This is a genomic window from Binatus sp. (SeqCode) (genome assembly GCF_049584895.1).
Classification (GTDB): Bacteria; Desulfobacterota; Binatia; order Binatales; family Binataceae; genus Binatus.
On the sequence record NZ_JBAUYR010000008.1, the window covers coordinates 1 to 16,713 of the forward strand.

Sequence of the window (16,713 nt, forward strand, 5' to 3'; positions counted from 1 at the left end):
CCCTACGACTCCGACCAGGGCCGCAGCTACGCTGCCGCGATTACCGCGCTGATGACGGGCGAGGCGTACTTGCAGTCGGCGCGCATCGCGGAGCATATGGGACCCTTCGCCGGCTACGCGCCCAATCGCGAGCCGATGCTGAAAGTGATCTGCCTCCACAAGGCAGCCGCGTACAAGCTCGATCCTTCGTACGTTCCGCTCGACCTGCTGCGCGCCGCACGTGACTCATGGGACGACGCGCTCAAGGTCGGCACCGCGGCCGGCTATCGTAACTCGCAAGCGACAGTCATCGCGCCGACCGGCACCATCGCGTTCATGATGGATTGCGACACCACCGGCATCGAGCCGGACATCGCGCTGATCAAATACAAAAAGCTGGTCGGCGGCGGGATGCTGAAAATTGTCAATGGCACGGTCCCGCGCGCGCTCAAGCGGCTCGGCTACGACTCGAAGGAAGTGCAGGAAATCGTCGAGTACCTGGATGAGAACGAGACTATCGAAGGCGCGCCGCAGCTCGCCGACGCGCATCTCGCGGTTTTCGATTGCGCGTTCAAGCCGCGCGCCGGCGCCCGCACCATTCAATACAACGGGCACATCAAGATGATGGGTGCCGTGCAGCCCTTCATCTCGGGCGCGATTTCAAAGACGATCAACATGCCCGCGGAAGCGACGGTGGACGAAGTCGCCGAGGCTTACGTCACTGCGTGGAAGCTCGGGCTGAAGGCGGTTGCGATTTACCGCGACGGATCCAAGCGCACGCAGCCGCTCAACACCGGCAGGAAAGATATCGAGAAGGCGGTCGAAGCGGTCGCGTCGATCGCGCCGGCGGACGATCGGATGCAGCGGCGCAAGCTGCCCGACGAGCGCAAATCGATCACGCACAAATTCGATATCGCGGGCCACGAAGGCTACATCACGGTCGGCATGTACGAGGACGGCACTCCGGGCGAAATTTTCGTCACGATGTCGAAGCAGGGCTCGACTATTTCGGGCCTGATGGACTCGTTTGCGACCGCGATTTCGTTCGCGCTGCAATACGGCGTTCCGCTGCAGTTCCTGGTCGATAAATTCTCGCACATGCGCTTCGAGCCGTCGGGCTTCACCAAGAATCCGCAGATTCCGTATGCCAAATCGATCGTCGACTATCTGTTCCGATGGATGGCGTCGAAGTTTCTGGACGAAGAAGCGAAGCGAGAAGTCGGAATTATCGAGTCCGACAAGAGTCTGTCGGCGAAATCCGACTCGGCTCCCGCAATGGTAGCGATGGCTCCCATAGCGAGTCTGCGTGGCGGCAAAGACGGCGGCATCCGGCAGGCGTTCATCAACCAGGCCGACGCGCCGCCATGCCCGGACTGCGGCAGCATAATGGTGCGCAACGGCGCCTGCTACAAATGCATGAACTGCGGCACCACGAGCGGGTGCTCATAAAGAAGGAGTCTCACGGGTCCCGGAGAATTGTGGAGGGAGGTTTTCGAGATACTGGCGATAGGGCGGATGCGGAGGGGAGGCAGGCAGCAGCGCGGCGGCGAAAAAGTTTCAGCCAGTGCTCGGAAAAAATGGGGATGACGGATTCTTCGGGACCCACTTAAAACCAGGCGCGAAGAACCTCGCGCCAAAGAGGTTGTGGTGGGGCGGCGGATGTGGTGACGGCAGGGGGCTGGGAGCAATCCCAGCCCCCAAATTCTTTTCGGCCGCCGCGACTTCAAATACCTCGCCCGTTCTTTTCACGGGAGAGGAGGCCGGCGGCGTCGCCGCCGGTAGGTGAGGGTTCCGGGCTCAACGCGAGCGTTTGCTATGGCAGTTATCCGGCGACCTCACTTCCGATCCTGTTCACTAACAGTTCACATTGGCATCTAAAAGTGCGACTGTCTTGCGGGTGCCCTACCGAACGCCGACACGCCTGATCGCGAAGCAACCGTTAGCTCGCGCCCGCACACTCCGTCGCGAATCAACTGATGCCGAGAAACGGCTGTGGTCGCTGCTACGAAATAGAAACCTCGACGGTTGGAAATTTCGGAGGCAGGTTCCGATCGACTCCTTCATCGTGGATTTCTGCTGTATCGAAGCGCGGCTGATCGTTGAGCTTGACGGAGTACAGCATGCTGACGACAGGAAGCATTACGACGACATGCGAACCCGCGAACTGCGGGCTCGTGGGTTCAGAGTACTGAGATTTTGGAACAGTGAGGTGATGCGGGAGATCGAAGGCGTAATCCAGGAGATCAGTCGGACGCTGAGTGCGTGTGATCAGTCTGACATGACGATGGCGGCCGGAACCCTCACCTGCCGGCGGCGTTGCCGCCGGCCTCCTCTTCCGTGAAATAACGGGCGAGGTATTAAGATTAGGAATTAGAGATCAAATCTGTTTGGGCGGGTCGGGAGTTGGTCGAGGGTTGAGAAGCCGACCGTGCGCGTTGGACGATGGCCTAGAAGGCGTTCGTTGCGATCAAGGAATTCGACCAGCGCACGCTTGACGTAGTAATTCCGCTTGTGCCCGGTTTCGAGCGCGAGGTCTTCAAGGCGGCGCTTGGCTTCCCGCTTCGTCATTGAGCGCGGATCATAGTGCGCGGGCGTTCGAGTGCAAAGTTCTGAAAGCCTCCGAAGGCCTGCTTTTGTGGAAAAACCCGCCGATCTGTGGATAAAAGAAATGCGCGACCGAAGGAGCGACCATCGCGATGAAATGGCCCGCTGGATTTGAACCTGAGAACTCATCTGTCTATGCGCGCAACGAGATACCGATTGACGCGCCGCCTGAGCGCATCTGGCGATGGCTTGTTCGCGCGGCCAAGTGGCCTGAGTGGTATAGCAACTCCGCCAACGTTAATTTTCTTCGCGGGAATCCGCCGGATCTCGCGCCTGACAGCGAATTCAAGTGGAAGACCTTTGGCGCAACCGTCACCAGCCGGGTGATTACCTTCGAGCCGCCGCATGAACTTGGATGGGACGCGCGCGGAGTGCTGCGCGCCTATCACGGCTGGCTTATCGAACCCGACGGACGCGCCGGATGTCGCGTCGTCACCGAGGAATGCCAGAACGGGCTCGTGCCGAAAATTGCCGGATGGTATTTGCGCCCGATGCTCGAGCGCGGGCATCAGAACTGGGTCGAGAGTCTCAAGCGCGTCGCCGAGGTCGGGGATCCGTCCTAGCAATCGGCGATTGCGTTCGCAGGGGCTGGGATCAGTCCCAGCCCCGCACTCTTCATTTCGTCTTTGGTGCCTTTCCGGTTCCGGACAGGCCCACGGACTGTGGCGATCCAGTCGCGTTGTCGAAAATCATCAGGCTGCCAGTCTCCGCGGTTGTGTCATCCACTGGCTTGAAGGTCACTGACACCTTGCAGCTCTTGCCGGGCTTAAGCGTTTTCTTGCATTGCGACTTGACCGCGAACACCGACGGCGACGCGGTCTCCATCTCGATGGTGACGGGCGGTCCGGTCTGCTTGTTGCCGTCATTTTTGATGTCGACGGTCTTGGATTTGCTGGTTTTTCCGACAGTCGTCGTCGTTCCAAAATCCAGTGAAGATGGATTGATCGTTACCATCCCGACGGGAGTCGGCGTGGCCGTCGGAGTCGCTGACGCGGTCGCCGTGGGAGTTGCACCGGTCGAAGTTGCGGTCGGAGTAGCAGTTGCGGTAGCAGTCGGAGTAGGCCCGCTGGAGGCTGAAGAGGCAAATGTCGTGATGCTGTTGGCAGGCAATTTATAGGTAAAAGAATTGGATGATAAGGATACACTCGACTGTTTAGCGAGACTCAAACTCGCAGAGGTAGTGTAAGGAGTCAGGCTCGAAAATGTCGGAGCGTTGGTTATGGAGAATTCCTGGGAGACATCAGAACCAGTGTAGTTGGTAGCGATGATAACCAGAGAACTAGTGGCTGTGTTCTGGTACGCCGAGACGCTAACTCCGGTTGCTGGTAGGTGCGTCGCGTCTATACGGAAATATCCAGGCCGCACAAATTTGCTGTACTGCCCCAGCATGTAGGCACGCTTTGCGATAGTGCCGTTGCTGTCCACCAACGCTTGATCATCGGTGCTGTCTAAACCGACCAGCCACCAGTAGAGCCATGCATTGGCATTGTCGACGGCGATCCGCTGGTCTATGACTGCGGCCCAATCGAGAGCATCTGTAATGTCAGTATTAAAACCCGTCTGACAGAAGTTAGGTCCAAAACCAGAGCCACAAGAAGCTTCTGTTTCCCAATATTTCTTGCCCGCGGGCCAGTCGGAAGGGTAAGGATCCGCAGTGATCGTGTTAGTGCCGGTAAGGTTGGCATCATAGTCATGCCAAACGACACCGCCTATGTACTCATTGCAAGACGAGTCAGTAGCGCAGGTACTACCCAAGCTCATCTCGTTATAACCGCTACCTTCTGGCACGTAAATGAGAGTAGACAACCCATCGGCGGCAAAGGTAGGGCCTAGATTGGTCGCTACGAAAGTGTCGATCTCGGCCGCCGTCCAGTAAGCGCTATCGTAGCTAAGGCATTCGTTTGGCTCATTCTGGACGGATAGCGCGTAGAGAGTAATACCCTCTTCTGTTTTCAGACTCATGACATAGTTAGCCAGCCAGGTTGCGTACGCAGCATAGTCCGAAGTTATCAACCCGGCATTGCCGGTACATGTGTTGAGACCGTTTGTTTTGTAGGCAGGTGGCGGTGTCCAGGGGGAGCTATAGATTCTTGCTCCATTGGCAATGGCCGCCTTCATATCACTGACATAAGGACCGGCACACCCGACATTAACCGTTGTGCAATCGCCGGACATATCGCCATTGTTTGGAGCTCCGGTTCTTAGTATCGACAGACCGAGCTGTCCGGTCCCCGTCCCAAAGAAGAAAGCCAGGTCCGCCGACGAAAGAGGGCCGGCGAACGCATCCGATGCGCCGAAGCCGTCGATAACCTGGTGAACATCAGTCCAGTTGATAGTTGCGGTGGTTTGCGCATGCGCACCGCCAAATCCGGAGAGTAACAGAACAAGGGCACCTAGAAGGGTTAGGAATAAGCCGGGTTTCTTGTCAGCGCGCGCCGTCTCGGGATTTACAGGCGCTGGAGCTACAGTGCCTGGCACAATCGCAAGGGTCATTAGCTTTCCCGCGTACCTGTTCATACTCTTCCCCCGATTAACTATTTCCATTGAATACCGAGACCAACTCGAGCGAAAACGGCGCAATTGTCGACGCGTTCAGCTTGGCTTCGAGCCCGAAAGAGAGTGTCGATTAACGTGGATGTTCTTTTTCATACTAAAAGTTATCATTGCGCCATTTGACCTACCGTTACGGCATTTGACCCAAGCGAATCAATACGGAATTGTACGTACTCCCCAATGATCGAGTGGCGGCAATACGAGGGGCTGGTCGCCCTGCTTCCGGAGCTGTATTCAGCTCAGACACTTGATACTTTTCCGAAACACATAGTCTCGTTGATGCCCCGGCTTATTCCCGCAGGTAATTACAGCTACAACGAAACCAACTACGCTCGCCGCCGGTTCGAGACGCTCGCCCATCCGACACTCGGAGCACGCGGAACACCCGAGGCCGCCCAAACCCTCGCCCGCTTGATGCATCGACATCCGATGGTCCTGCACAATCGCAACAGCGATCAGCGTGCGCTGAAGATGTCGGACCTCGTATCGCAACGGCAGTTTCATCGGCTCGAGCTCTATGAGGCGGTGTACCGTCCAGCTCGCACCGAATATTTGATGACCGGCGGATTTGAGTTCTGCCCCGGCGGCGATGTCGTGACATTCGCCTTCGGACGCGACGGTGTGGACTTCAGCGAAGACGAGCGCGAAATGCTGAATCTGTTACGTCCACATCTCCGGCAGGCGTACGCGAACGCGCATGCAATGACCTCCTTCCAGAGCCGACTTGAACGACGCGAACAGTCGCTCGAAGAGGAGCTGAATGCGGCGGTGGTGGTCGTTCACGACCTGGCGATCAAACACTCGAGCCAACTCGCGACCCGGTGGCTATCGAGCTTCTTCGGCGACGAGATGGGGCAGGATGACCAGTTGCCGGATCGCCTCCAGCGGTGGCTTCGGTTTTGGCAGCCCTCGCTGGACGGCAAACAATCCCACCTCAAACCGTGCGCCCCGTTGACTGTGGAATCAGACCAGTCGCGTCTGAACATCCGGATGCTCAAGACCAGTCAGGACGGCGAGATGATTCTCTTGCTGAGGCGCGAGGTCAGGCATGATCGTACGGAATTGCTGCGAGAAAGGCTGGGCCTCGCACGGCGCGAAGCGGAAGTATTGTTCTGGATTTCGAAGGGCAAGACCAGCCGCGAGATTGCAACGATTTTATCCATCACGCGAAAGACTACGGACAAGCACGTCGAGCATATCCATCGGAAACTCGGCACTGAAACCCGCACCGCGGCCGCAGCGATTGCCTGGGCTGCGATGCGAGATTCCTGAGCAATCGCCCGACGTAGCTATTCCTCCGCGAGGATCACTTCGAAGGCCGCGGTATTGTCGCGCATCCCTCCCATCGATATTAGAAATTGTCCCAGCCGAAGCATCGGCGCGACGTACCAGTACTTGCGGATCGTGAGGTCCTTCACCTTGTCGCGTTCCTGCTTGTCGGTGATCGCGCGCACGTCGCCGTTGAAGACTTCATTGCCGACTCGAAGCGAGATCGCAGGCCTCGCCTTGACGTTGCGCACCCAGTTGCGATTGGCATTCGCCGAGACCAGATACAGCCGATCGCTTTGGTTGTCGACCAGGTACCAGATAGTCACGTCGTATGGGCGTCCGCTTTTGCGTCCGTAGTGAGTCAGCTTAAGTGTCTGCCGGTCGCCAGCCTTGCGCAGCCGTTCGAAAGATTTCGATGCCATCGTCATGCACCTCGAGTTCGGTCGTAGTCTTCGCGCAACAGCGCCATCAGCAGGACGTCGCGGTACTTTCCATCGACGTAGCTCTCTTGCCGCATTAAACCTTCGCGGACGAAGCCGCACTTCTCATAGCATCGGACTGCGCGGGGATTGTCGACCAGCACGGTCAGCCACAATCGATTCAGGTTCATCTTGTCGAATGCCAACCGGATTACTGTTCGGAGCGCGTCGGTGCCGAGGCCTTTGCCCCAGAATTGCTTTTCGCCGATGGTGATGAAGAATTCCGCCTTGCGGCTCTTCCAGTCGATGAATCTTAGGCCGCAATCGCCGACCAGCTTTCCGTCGAGCGTCTCGATCGCGAAGTATTTGGCGTCGTCGCTGGATGCCTGCGCCAGTTCGATGAATTTTTCCTGATGCGCGCGCGATCGAAAAGCAGGCGGCTCGAGCCATCGCGTAACTTCCTCGTCGGAGAACCATCGGAACAGCGCGTCGGCGTCGGATTTCTCGTAAGCGCGCAGCCTGACCAGTTTACCCTGCATCTGGCTCCATCGCGCGACTGGCTATTCGCGCAAATAGTTACTGAGTAATGGTTTCCATCACGTTGCCGCTGGCGCCGTCCACAATATTGACTTCGACCGGCGATGAAATGTTGTTGTCTTTCTTGGCGCTGTCGATTCCCGCCTTCAGATCGGACAGGAACTTGGCCTTCGCAAAGGGAGGCATTTGATCCATCGGGAAGCTGTCCATAAAGACTTTGGCCTTGAGCTTGTCGGGCCATTCGACGGTGGTGACCTTCGGCCCTGCGATCGGCAAGCCACGCACCATCGTTTCGACCGCATCGTGAAAGTCGTCTTCGCTGGACGTGGTTGATGCAGCCGCCGGTGACGATGGAGCTTTGGCAGCTATCGCGGCAGATGCCTCAGGTGCGCTTGCTGCCGCAGTACTCTTCGAGGCAGCGGTACTCTTCGCAGCTATCGACTCCGCCGGCGACGCGGGTTTCTTCTTGGTTGACGGTGTCGCCGCGGACGCAGCCTGCATCGACGCACCTGCAGCCGGGGCACCGGTGAGTTTCGCGAGCAGCTCCTTCACCTGGGTGCGCGCAGTATCGTCGGGCGCGAGCGCGATCGCCTGCTTGAGGGTGGCAGCCGCGTCGTCGGGCTTGTTCTCCTGCGCGTACGCGATTCCCATATTGTAGTACGCCTGGAAAAATCCGGGCTTCGCCGTGATTGCCTTCTTGTACTGCACCACCGCCTGATCGGCATTGCCCGTGTAGAGGTACATCGTGCCGAGGTCTGTGCGAACTTCGGGATCGTCCGGCTTCTTTTTCAGGTAATGCTCGTAGGCGGCGATCGCTTCATCGTAGCGTTGCTTGTCGTAGTCGATATCGCCGATGCCGCGCAGCGCGTCCAGATTGTCGGGATCCAACTTCAGCACGTGCCCGTACGCGTCCTCAGCCTTGCCGTAATAGGATTGATCGAACATCGCCGCGCGCATCGAGACCGCGCCAAATTTGTTCCACGCCGTGACGTCCTTGGGTTTGGCGATGGCGTCGCGCTCGATCTTATCGACAAAAGTGCGAGCCTCGGTGGGCAGCTCGATCGTTGGATGTCCCGGGGGCAGACCGCCGTTCTGACTTCCGCCGGCCGCCGGATTCGCGCTGACATTCTGATCGGGCGCGGCGCCTGCACCCGATTGGGCGGTTCCGGGATTCGACTCGGGAGCGCCGGCACCTGGCGGTGCGGCAGGAGGTGCGCTGGCGATTTGCTCGCGCACTACTTCGGGCGTCTTCACATAAATCCACCCAGCAGCGGCCAGACCGACCACAGCGAGCGCGACGAACACGAACACAAATGCATTGGTGATCGAATTGCGGCCGCGAGGGATGCCGCCGGATTCTCCCGCGCCGGAAGCCGCGACGTCGAGCGCGCGGCCGCATTCCACGCAGAATTTCGCTCCGGCCAGGAGCGGCGCGCCGCATTGCGGACAAAATCGCATCACAAATTCCTACCTACCGCTTCCTTCCAGCGCAACACGCCCCCCGGAATTCGGTTCCCCGTTTCACGCGGCCTGTTGTATATTTCGGCCCGAAGTCTATCTTTTGCGAGGCTACCAAACATGAAACTCTACGATGCTCTTGGACCCAATCCACGCGCCATGCGGATGTTCCTGGCCGAGAAGGGAATTACGATTCCGAGCGCGAACATCAACATGATGGCGGCGGAAAACCGCAAGCCGCCCTATACCGATCGCAATCCTGGCGGACAGGTGCCGGCGCTCGAACTCGACAACGGCAAGTGTATCGGCGAGACCGTTGCGATTTTCGAGTATCTCGAAGAGAAACATCCGACGCCGGCGCTCATCGGCACCACCGCTGAGGAACGCGCCGAGGCGCGCCAGTGGCAGCGTCGCGTCGAGCTGCAGATCACGGAGCATCTCTACAACGGCTTCCGCTACTCCGAAGGTTTGCAGATGTTCAAGGACCGCATGCGCGTGCTGCCCGAGGCGTCGGCCGGGTTGAAGGCAATCGTGCAGGACAAGCTCAAGTGGCTCGACAATCTGCTCGAGGGCAAGCAATACATCGCGGGCGATCGGTTCACTGTCGCCGATATCATTTTGTATTGCGCGCTCGATTTCGGCGCCGGCGTCAAGCAGTCGATCGATCCGTCGCTGAAGAACGTGAACGCGTGGTTCAAGCGGGTCGATTCGCGCCCGAGCGCCAAGTCGAGCCGGCATCCAGATTCGGCGAAATCCGGGATGAGGGGCGTCTAACCAGCGAGATGGCGTCGCGATGCCCGGTGATATCGAACAGGTAACTGCGCAACTGACGACACTCGTGCGCGCCAAGACTGGCGACGCGGGCGCGCGCGCGCATTCGCTCGAGACGCTGCCGGGTCACGCCGGCTTCAGCTACAGCTTCATCCTCGAGCGTAGTGATCCCGGCGCGAAGCCGGCCGGGAAGTATGTCGTTCGCATCGCGCCACCCGGCGTGAAGATTTCCGGCCCTGCCGACATCGTGCGACAGGCGCGGGTGATGGCGTCGTTGGCCGACACGGCGGTCGCGGTGCCGCCGATCATCTGGTACGGAGACGAGCCCGAGTTTTTCGAGCGTCCGTACTTCGTCGGTGGCTTTGTCGAAGGATTCAAGCTGGGCGAATCTCCATTGCCGCTCGCGCATCTGAAACGCCTCGCGCGCAATGGGATCGCGACGATGGCCGCGCTGCACAATGTCGCGTGGGAGCCGCGCCGCGAGGCGTGGGGCGAGCCGTTCGCGCTGAGCGATGAGATGAAGCGCCTCGACTACCTGGTCGACCGCGATACGCTCGATCCCAAAGTCGTCGCGCGCGCACCGGAGCTTCGCGAGCGACTGCGCTCGAGCCTGCCGACAGGCGCGCGCATCGGATGCGTCCACGGCGATTTCCAATGGTCGAACGTGCTGTTCAACGACGAACGCGTCGTCGCGCTGATCGATTGGGAAATCTCGCTGGTCGGCGCGACGCTGCTCGATCTCGGCTGGATTTGCTTCTTTTCAGACCCCGGAAGCTGGGTGGTCGCCACCGGCGCGGGTCCCGACGCCCGCGGCTCGCTGATGAACGCCGACGAGATCGTCGACGCGTATGCCGAGGCCGCGGGCTTCGCCGTGTCGATTCCCGAAGTGCGATGGTTCCGCGCATTCGCGGGCTACCGATTCGGCGTAATCACGTGCTTCAACCTGATGTTGCATCGGCGCGGCAAGCGGCCCGATCCGTTATGGGAAGATACAGCGCTGTCGGCGCCGCGGATGTTCGAGCACGGCCTCGAACTGTTAGGCTAGGCGAGCAGTCTGCCGTACGAGACTGCTCATCGGGAGGTACGACATGGACAGTGCAGCCAAGCGGCAGCAGCCTGAAATTCAGACTCCCGAGGAAAATCATCCTGCGCTGAACGCGCTGCTCGGCGCCAATCCGTTCGTCGGCCTCGATGCGACGCAGGTGCTCGGCACGTTGGGGACGTTGCTGACGCACATCGCGTCGCAACCTGTGACGGTTGCCTCGCGCGCGCTGCAGCTGACGCTCGAGCTCGGGCAGATCATCGGGGGAGTCTCGTCTGTGGCTCCTGAAGCGGGCGACAAGCGTTTCGGCGATCCCGCCTGGACCGAGCATCCGCTCTACCATCGGCTGATGCAGGCCTACCTCGCATGGCGCGCGGCGATGCACGACCTCGTCAACGAAGACGAGAGCGTCGAGTGGAAGGACGTCGAGCAGCAGAAGTTCGCGCTCACACTCCTGACTGAGGCGCTCGCGCCGACCAACTCGTTTCTGTTGAATCCCGCGGCGCTCAAGCGCGCCTTCGACACTTCGGGTATGAGCGTGGTCTGGGGCCTGCGCAACTTTATCGGCGACCTGTGGAGCAACGGCGGGATGCCGTCGACGGTGGACAAGCGGCCGTTCGAGGTCGGCAAGAATCTCGCGCTCTCGCCCGGCGCGGTCGTGTTCCGAAATCCGCTGTGCGAGGTGATTCAATACGCGCCCGCGACCGACAAGGTTTACGAGCGACCGCTGCTCTTCATCCCGCCGCAGATCAACAAATACTACATCATGGATCTTGCGCCGGGCCGCAGTTTCGTCGAATACGCGGTTAAGCACGGCTTCCCGATGTTCACGATCAGCTGGCGCAATCCGACGCCGCGCGATCGCAACTGGGGACTCGACGAATACGTGACGGCGTGCAAGGACGCGATCGCGGCGGCATGCGAGATCACCGGCAGTCCCGATTGCAACGTGCTCGGCGTATGCGCCGGCGGCATCACGACCTCGCTAATGCTCGGGCATCTGGCGGCCTCGGGCGACAAGCGCGTCAACGCGGTGACGCTGCTCGTCACGATGCTCGATACGAGCCTGCCTTCGATGACCGGGATGTTCGCGACCGAGGACGCGATCAACGCTGCGCGCGAACGCTCGGCGGAAAAGGGCGTGCTCGACGGCAATGACATGGCGCGCATCTTCGCATGGCTGCGCCCCAACGACCTGGTGTGGAACTATTGGGTCAATAACTATCTGCTCGGCAACGATCCGGCGCCGTTCGACATCCTCTATTGGAACGCCGACTCGACCAACCTCCCGGCGAAACTGCACGAGGGTTTTCTGGATCTGTTCCTGAGAAATCCGCTGACTCACGGCGGCGAAGTCGCGGTGCTCGGCACGCCGATCGATTTGCGCGCGGTGAAGAATGATATCTACCTCGTCGCGGGCATGACCGATCACATTTGCGCATGGCGCGCATGCTATCGGGCGACACGGATGTTCGGCGGACGAATCGAATTCGTGCTTGGATCGAGCGGCCACATTCAAAGCCTCGTCAACCCGCCGGGCAACTTCAAAGCCCGCTACTACATCGGCACGCGCCTCCCCGAAGATCCCGACGAATGGGCAAAGAGCGCAGTCGAGAATAAAGGAACGTGGTGGGATCACTGGATCAAGTGGGTCGCCGCACGGTCGGGCAACGAACGTCCCGCGCCGAAGACGTTAGGCAGCGAGTTGTACAAAGCCGGAGAACCTGCACCGGGTCTATACGTTCACGAACGCCACTGATAAGCGCGCTTGCGCGCGAGATCCTTCGCTGCGCTCAGGATGACACAAAGAGCAGGCTACCCCTACGTCATCGCGCTGCGAGTACTTCTGCGAGGTGACGCACTTCGAGCTTCTCGCCGGCGCGGCTTAATCCGCCGCCGATTTGCATCAGGCATCCGCAATCGTTTGCGACTATGACCTCGGCGCCACTCTCTTTGATGCGCGCCATTTTGTCTTCGAGCATCGACGCTGAGATGTCCGGGAACTTCACCGAGAACATGCCGCCGAAGCCGCAGCACTCTTCGCGATCGCGCAGCTCGCAAATTCTGATTCCCCCCACCGCGCTCAGCAGCGTCATCGGCTCGGTGCGCACGCCCAACTCGCGCATCAGATGACACGACGGATGATATGCGACAGCACGTTCGTAGCGCGCGCCGAGGTACTTCACCTTCAGCACGTTGACGATGAACTGCGACAGCTCGAACACCCACGGACGAATCGCGAGCGCCTTGGCGGCGAGCGCGGGATCGTCGGCGAGCAGGTCGCCGTAGAAGATCTTCAGCATGCTGGTGCACGAGCCCGACGGGACGACGATCGGAACGTCCTGCTCGACCGAGTTGAGAAATCGCCGCGCGAGATCGACCGCCTCTTCGCGCATGCCTTCGTTGAATGCGACCTGCCCGCAGCAGAACGCGCCGCGCACGTGCGTCACCTTGAGCCGCAGCCGCTCGAGCACGGTCGCGGCGGCGTCGTTGACCTCGGGGAAGAATTCCTCGGCGAGGCAGGTCGAGAATAGTTGGACTTCAGTCATCGCGCGGCCACATCACGATCACGTGCAACGATTTCGGGCCATGGACCCCGAGCACGATTCGCTTTTCGATGTCCGCGGTGCGGCTCGGGCCAGTGATGAGCGTCATTCGATTCGCAGCTATGCCGCTCGGCCCCATCTCGGCGAGGACGGCCGCGAGATTCAGCATCACGCGATCGATCTGAACGATCACCAGGCTGGCCGGCGGCAGCAGGGTGAGCGAAGCCGGCCGATTCGCGTTTGAGACGACGGCGAGCGTGCCGGTCGAGGCGATCGCGAAGTCTGCCTCAGCGATGCCGAGGCCGGCCTCCGCGACCCGCGAGCGCATCGCGGGCCGCTCGATGTCCGCAACCGGCAAGGTGCGAACGATCCTGAAGTCCGCGCGCTCGAGCGCCTCGCCAATCGCGTCCATGTCAATCGCTACGCCTTGTCCGAGCGCGACGGTTTCCGCGCCGAGCTCGCCGGCTAGACTGACTATTCGATTAGTCACTTCGGCCGGACTGAGTATTCCGAGAAACTTGCCGCCGACCTCTTCGAGCTCTCGTGCGAATGCGGATGCGAGTTCGGTCCGCAGCGCAGAGGGCGACACCGGCACCGCGGCGATGGTATCTGCGGGGTGCGAGTTGTTTCGCGCGCCGGTACCGAGCGCGTCCTTTACGCTCGCGATTATTTTGTGCAGCTCGGCCACGTTCAGCCTGGCGGGCGTTCCGGATCGGGTCGTTTGTGCGGGCGTGGCCGTGGGAAGTCGCGATACTTCGTCCAGTTGCCGAACGGTCCCGGCATCCGGCGCAGATAACCGTTGTGCGCGAATGGCTTGAGCAGAAACGCGGCGATTTTTCCAAGCGCGCGAACTGTCCGCGGATGGCGCGCTGTTTTCGCGAACCGCCGCGCTCCTCGCCGCGCTTTCTCGATCTTGCGCGGCCACTTGAGCGGATGCTTGCCGGTGCTCTCTTTCCATCGGAGATGGAGCAGGATTCGCGGGATATCGATCTTGACGGGACAGATGTCCTTGCACGCGCCGCACAGGGTCGATGCGAACGGCAGGTATCCCGCGGCGCTGCCGAAAAGATTTGGACTGACGATTGATCCGATCGGTCCGGGATAAACCGAGCGATACGCGTGGCCGCCGATGCGCCGGTAAATCGGGCAGACGTTCAGGCACGCGCCGCATCGGATGCAATTCAGCGCCTCGCGCAGCTCGGGATCCGCGAGCATCGCGCTGCGCCCGTTGTCGAGGATCACCACGTGCATCTCGCCCGGACCGTCGAGATCGCCCTCGCGCCGCGGCCCAGTGATGAAACTGGTGTAGGTCGTTAATTTCTGCCCGGTAGCGGTGCGCGCGAGGATTTCCAAAAAGTGACTCAGGTCTTCGAGGCGCGGGATGACCTTCTCGATGCCCATCACGGCGACGAAGGTCTCCGGGATCGTACTCGACAGACGGCCGTTGCCTTCGTTCTCGACGACGATGAGCGTGCCGGTTTCCGCGATGGCAAAATTGACGCCGGTAACGCCGAAATCCGCTGCCAGAAAGATCGCGCGCAATCGCGAGCGCGCTTCGGCCGTGAGCTTTTCAGGCTCGGCGGTGTATTCGATGCCGAATTTGTCGGTGAAGAGCTGGCCGATGTCTTCCTTCGACAGATGAATCGCGGGCGTGATGATGTGCGACGGACGCTCGCCGCGAAGCTGCACGATATACTCGCCGAGGTCGGTCTCGACCGCGTCGATTCCCGCGTTCGCGAGCGCGTCGTTGAGATCGATTTCCTCGGTGGTCATCGACTTGCCCTTGACGACGTTGGTCGCGCCCTTGGCCTTGGCGAGCGCGACGATGTAGTCGCGCGCCTGGGCGGCATCCTCGGCAAAGAACACCTTGCATCCATTGGCTTCGAGCTTCGAGGTGAGATCGATCAGCAATTCGTCGAGATGCGCGATCGCGTCGGTCTTGATTCGATGGGCCGCCTCGCGCTCCTCGTCGTACTGCGGGAAGTCCGCTTTGACTTGCGCGAAGTGATCGAGATGGCGCGCGCTGGCGCTCTCGAGCTTGCGCCGCAGTTCATGATCGCCGACGGCGGCGCTGCTCGATTCGAAGAAATCCTGTGCTTTCGGAAATTCAGGCATCCGGGTTGTCGCGCGTCAGCTGTCGGAGTTCTCGCGCAACTTCAGTTTATCAGGGCGACTTGCCGAATCAGGCGCATCACCGCTTCGCGCGCCGCTTCGGCTGCGGGATGCTCGGGCGCCTGCGAAAGAAAACTCTGGTAGTCGTCGAGCGCAGGCTTGAAGCATTCGAGCCGCTCGAACAGGCTGCCGCGCTCGAGCAGCTCGTCGAGCGCGCGCGGCTCGAGCATGATGATTCGATCGAGCGCAGCGAGCGCGCGGGTCCAATCCGACGCGCCCATATAAACGATTTTCAGGTTGGTGAGTATCCGCGCCAGGATGTGACGCGCGCCGCGCGCCTTCAGCATCGCGGGATTCAATTCGACCGGTTGTCCGAAGATTTGGGTCAGGCGCGCGCGAATCTCGTCAAGCGCGAGAATCTTACCGCCGACGAATGGATCGATGATCAGCTCGCCGCGCTCGTCAACCGCCTTGACCAGGAAATGATTCGGGAACGAGACGCCGTAGAGATTGATGCCGAGGCGGCGGCCGACTTCGAGATAGACCACCGACAGCGTGATCGGGAGTCCGAGGCGGCGATTGAGCACGTCGTTGAGAAACGAGTTGCGCGGATCGTTGTAATTCTCGGCGTTGCCCTCGAAGCCCTTCAGCTCGAACAGGAAGTGCGACAGCAACTGCACGCGCTCGACGGTGTCCTCGCCCGCGCGCACGATCGGCTCGGCCTCGCGCGCGAGAGTCGCGAGCTTGTCGAGGTACTCGTCGATGTCGAGATTCGGGTACTCTTCCTTCGCGATTAGGAGCGCGCCGCGAGCCAGTGGCACCGGCTCTTTTGAAGCAATCGTCGCAAATTCCCGTCGTGCATCGTTCATCGTAAGAATACCGTTCGTACCAGTGTTGCTTTGCGCCAAAGCTTTGACAAGCCCGCGGTCAATTAATTTCGAGCGCGGCGGCTGCCTCGCGACGTACCGAAGTGTCGCGGTCGCGGAGCGCGCGCTCGAGTGTACGTCGTGCTGCGCTTCCGCCGATCTCGCCGAGTGCCCATGCGGCATGCGAGCGAATCAACGGTTCGGTCTCGGTTTCGATTGAGCGAGCGAGTGGAGCCACCGCGTCGGGATTTCGAGTATTGCCGAGGGCAACCGTGACATTGCGCAACAGCCCGCGCCGCTTGGCACGCTTCACCGCGCTGACCGTGAAGCGCTGGCCAAAGTCTTCTTCGGTGAGCGCGAGTAGCTCGGGCAAGAGCGGGAACCGATCGTCATACCCGTCATCGGACGCATTCTGATCGTTCCAGGGGCAGACCTCGTTGCAGATGTCGCAGCCGAAGATCCAGTTGCCGAGCTTCGGGCGCAGCTCGCGCGGAATCGCGCCGCGGTTTTCAATCGTCTGATACGAGATGCACAAGTCCGAGCGCATCACATAGCCG

At 60.4% G+C, this 16,713-nt stretch carries 16 protein-coding genes and 1 pseudogene; 7 read left to right on the plus strand and 10 right to left on the minus strand.

The annotated features are described in order from the left end of the window. Positions 1-1,428, plus strand: a pseudogene (locus WB650_RS01675) (vitamin B12-dependent ribonucleotide reductase); the annotation flags it as partial. A 448-nt stretch (positions 1,429-1,876) separates the two neighbouring features. Further along, positions 1,877-2,320, plus strand: coding sequence for an endonuclease domain-containing protein (locus tag WB650_RS01680; protein ID WP_422300615.1), 444 nt, complete (start codon positions 1,877-1,879; stop codon positions 2,318-2,320). Positions 2,321-2,349: 29 nt separating this feature from the next. Here WB650_RS01680 and WB650_RS01685 read toward each other — a convergent pair whose 3' ends face one another. After that, a complete protein-coding gene (locus WB650_RS01685; protein WP_422300613.1) occupies positions 2,350-2,547 on the minus strand; it encodes a hypothetical protein in 198 nt (65 codons plus the stop codon). 128 nt (positions 2,548-2,675) lie between these two features. On the opposite strand from WB650_RS01685, the gene WB650_RS01690 reads away from it, so the two are divergent. Next, positions 2,676-3,146 carry an SRPBCC domain-containing protein gene (locus WB650_RS01690; protein ID WP_423959186.1) on the plus strand — a complete coding sequence of 157 codons (471 nt, stop codon included), beginning with the start codon at positions 2,676-2,678 and terminating at the stop codon, positions 3,144-3,146. Positions 3,147-3,198: 52 nt separating this feature from the next. Here WB650_RS01690 and WB650_RS01695 read toward each other — a convergent pair whose 3' ends face one another. Beyond that, entirely contained in the window at positions 3,199-5,076 is a 1,878-nt protein-coding gene (locus WB650_RS01695; protein WP_423959187.1) for a choice-of-anchor D domain-containing protein, read from the minus strand. A gap of 339 nt (positions 5,077-5,415) precedes the next feature. Between WB650_RS01695 and WB650_RS01700 the strand changes: the two genes are divergently transcribed. Beyond that, a complete protein-coding gene (locus WB650_RS01700) occupies positions 5,416-6,408 on the plus strand; it encodes a helix-turn-helix transcriptional regulator (protein WP_423959189.1) in 993 nt (330 codons plus the stop codon). A gap of 17 nt (positions 6,409-6,425) precedes the next feature. Here WB650_RS01700 and WB650_RS01705 read toward each other — a convergent pair whose 3' ends face one another. Genes WB650_RS01705 through WB650_RS01715 form a run of 3 tightly spaced genes read right to left on the minus strand, consistent with a single transcriptional unit; the run spans position 6,426 to position 8,819 of the window. Continuing rightward, the gene (locus tag WB650_RS01705; RefSeq protein ID WP_423959191.1) at positions 6,426-6,827 is read right to left on the minus strand and encodes a nitroreductase family deazaflavin-dependent oxidoreductase; all 402 of its coding nucleotides are present in this window, start codon (positions 6,825-6,827) and stop codon (positions 6,426-6,428) included. Between the two features lie 2 nt (positions 6,828-6,829). Next, the gene (locus tag WB650_RS01710) at positions 6,830-7,363 is read right to left on the minus strand and encodes a GNAT family N-acetyltransferase (protein WP_423959193.1); all 534 of its coding nucleotides are present in this window, start codon (positions 7,361-7,363) and stop codon (positions 6,830-6,832) included. Between the two features lie 37 nt (positions 7,364-7,400). Then, the gene (locus tag WB650_RS01715) at positions 7,401-8,819 is read right to left on the minus strand and encodes a tetratricopeptide repeat protein (RefSeq protein ID WP_423959195.1); all 1,419 of its coding nucleotides are present in this window, start codon (positions 8,817-8,819) and stop codon (positions 7,401-7,403) included. A gap of 120 nt (positions 8,820-8,939) precedes the next feature. Here WB650_RS01715 and WB650_RS01720 point away from each other — a divergent pair, with 120 nt between their 5' ends. From WB650_RS01720 to WB650_RS01730, 3 genes are read left to right on the plus strand one after another with little or no spacing between them, the layout of a single operon-like run. Further along, positions 8,940-9,593, plus strand: coding sequence for a glutathione S-transferase family protein (locus WB650_RS01720; protein ID WP_423959197.1), 654 nt, complete (start codon positions 8,940-8,942; stop codon positions 9,591-9,593). Positions 9,594-9,612: 19 nt separating this feature from the next. Next, a complete protein-coding gene (locus WB650_RS01725; RefSeq protein ID WP_423959198.1) occupies positions 9,613-10,635 on the plus strand; it encodes a phosphotransferase family protein in 1,023 nt (340 codons plus the stop codon). 43 nt (positions 10,636-10,678) lie between these two features. Beyond that, positions 10,679-12,391 carry an alpha/beta fold hydrolase gene (locus WB650_RS01730; protein ID WP_422303132.1) on the plus strand — a complete coding sequence of 571 codons (1,713 nt, stop codon included), beginning with the start codon at positions 10,679-10,681 and terminating at the stop codon, positions 12,389-12,391. Positions 12,392-12,458: 67 nt separating this feature from the next. Here the strand turns inward: WB650_RS01730 and WB650_RS01735 are convergent, their stop codons facing one another. From WB650_RS01735 to WB650_RS01755, 5 genes are all read right to left on the minus strand, one after another. Then, positions 12,459-13,181, minus strand: coding sequence for a (Fe-S)-binding protein (locus tag WB650_RS01735; RefSeq protein WP_422303131.1), 723 nt, complete (start codon positions 13,179-13,181; stop codon positions 12,459-12,461). After that, a complete protein-coding gene (locus WB650_RS01740) occupies positions 13,174-13,866 on the minus strand; it encodes a LutC/YkgG family protein (RefSeq protein WP_422303130.1) in 693 nt (230 codons plus the stop codon). The genes WB650_RS01735 and WB650_RS01740 overlap by 8 nt, the downstream gene beginning before the upstream one ends. 2 nt (positions 13,867-13,868) lie before the next feature. Beyond that, entirely contained in the window at positions 13,869-15,293 is a 1,425-nt protein-coding gene (locus WB650_RS01745; protein WP_422303129.1) for a LutB/LldF family L-lactate oxidation iron-sulfur protein, read from the minus strand. A 41-nt stretch (positions 15,294-15,334) separates the two neighbouring features. Next, the gene (locus WB650_RS01750) at positions 15,335-16,159 is read right to left on the minus strand and encodes a SirB1 family protein (RefSeq protein ID WP_422303128.1); all 825 of its coding nucleotides are present in this window, start codon (positions 16,157-16,159) and stop codon (positions 15,335-15,337) included. A gap of 58 nt (positions 16,160-16,217) precedes the next feature. Then, the coding region (locus WB650_RS01755; protein ID WP_423959202.1) for a HEAT repeat domain-containing protein at positions 16,218-16,713 on the minus strand (496 nt) is incomplete at its 5' end.

Excerpts from the sequence above, each read along its gene's own strand:
- WB650_RS01685 (WP_422300613.1), bottom strand. The coding sequence starts at position 2,547 with ATGACGAAGCGGGAAGCCAAGCGCCGCCTTGAAGACCTCGCGCTCGAA.
- WB650_RS01690 (WP_423959186.1), top strand. The coding sequence starts at position 2,676 with ATGAAATGGCCCGCTGGATTTGAACCTGAGAACTCATCTGTCTATGCG.
- WB650_RS01695 (WP_423959187.1), bottom strand. The coding sequence starts at position 5,076 with ATGACCCTTGCGATTGTGCCAGGCACTGTAGCTCCAGCGCCTGTAAAT.
- WB650_RS01700 (WP_423959189.1), top strand. The coding sequence starts at position 5,416 with ATGCCCCGGCTTATTCCCGCAGGTAATTACAGCTACAACGAAACCAAC.
- WB650_RS01705 (WP_423959191.1), bottom strand. The coding sequence starts at position 6,827 with ATGGCATCGAAATCTTTCGAACGGCTGCGCAAGGCTGGCGACCGGCAG.
- WB650_RS01710 (WP_423959193.1), bottom strand. The coding sequence starts at position 7,363 with ATGCAGGGTAAACTGGTCAGGCTGCGCGCTTACGAGAAATCCGACGCC.
- WB650_RS01715 (WP_423959195.1), bottom strand. The coding sequence starts at position 8,819 with ATGCGATTTTGTCCGCAATGCGGCGCGCCGCTCCTGGCCGGAGCGAAA.
- WB650_RS01720 (WP_423959197.1), top strand. The coding sequence starts at position 8,940 with ATGAAACTCTACGATGCTCTTGGACCCAATCCACGCGCCATGCGGATG.
- WB650_RS01725 (WP_423959198.1), top strand. The coding sequence starts at position 9,613 with ATGCCCGGTGATATCGAACAGGTAACTGCGCAACTGACGACACTCGTG.
- WB650_RS01730 (WP_422303132.1), top strand. The coding sequence starts at position 10,679 with ATGGACAGTGCAGCCAAGCGGCAGCAGCCTGAAATTCAGACTCCCGAG.
- WB650_RS01735 (WP_422303131.1), bottom strand. The coding sequence starts at position 13,181 with ATGACTGAAGTCCAACTATTCTCGACCTGCCTCGCCGAGGAATTCTTC.
- WB650_RS01745 (WP_422303129.1), bottom strand. The coding sequence starts at position 15,293 with ATGCCTGAATTTCCGAAAGCACAGGATTTCTTCGAATCGAGCAGCGCC.
- WB650_RS01750 (WP_422303128.1), bottom strand. The coding sequence starts at position 16,159 with ATGAACGATGCACGACGGGAATTTGCGACGATTGCTTCAAAAGAGCCG.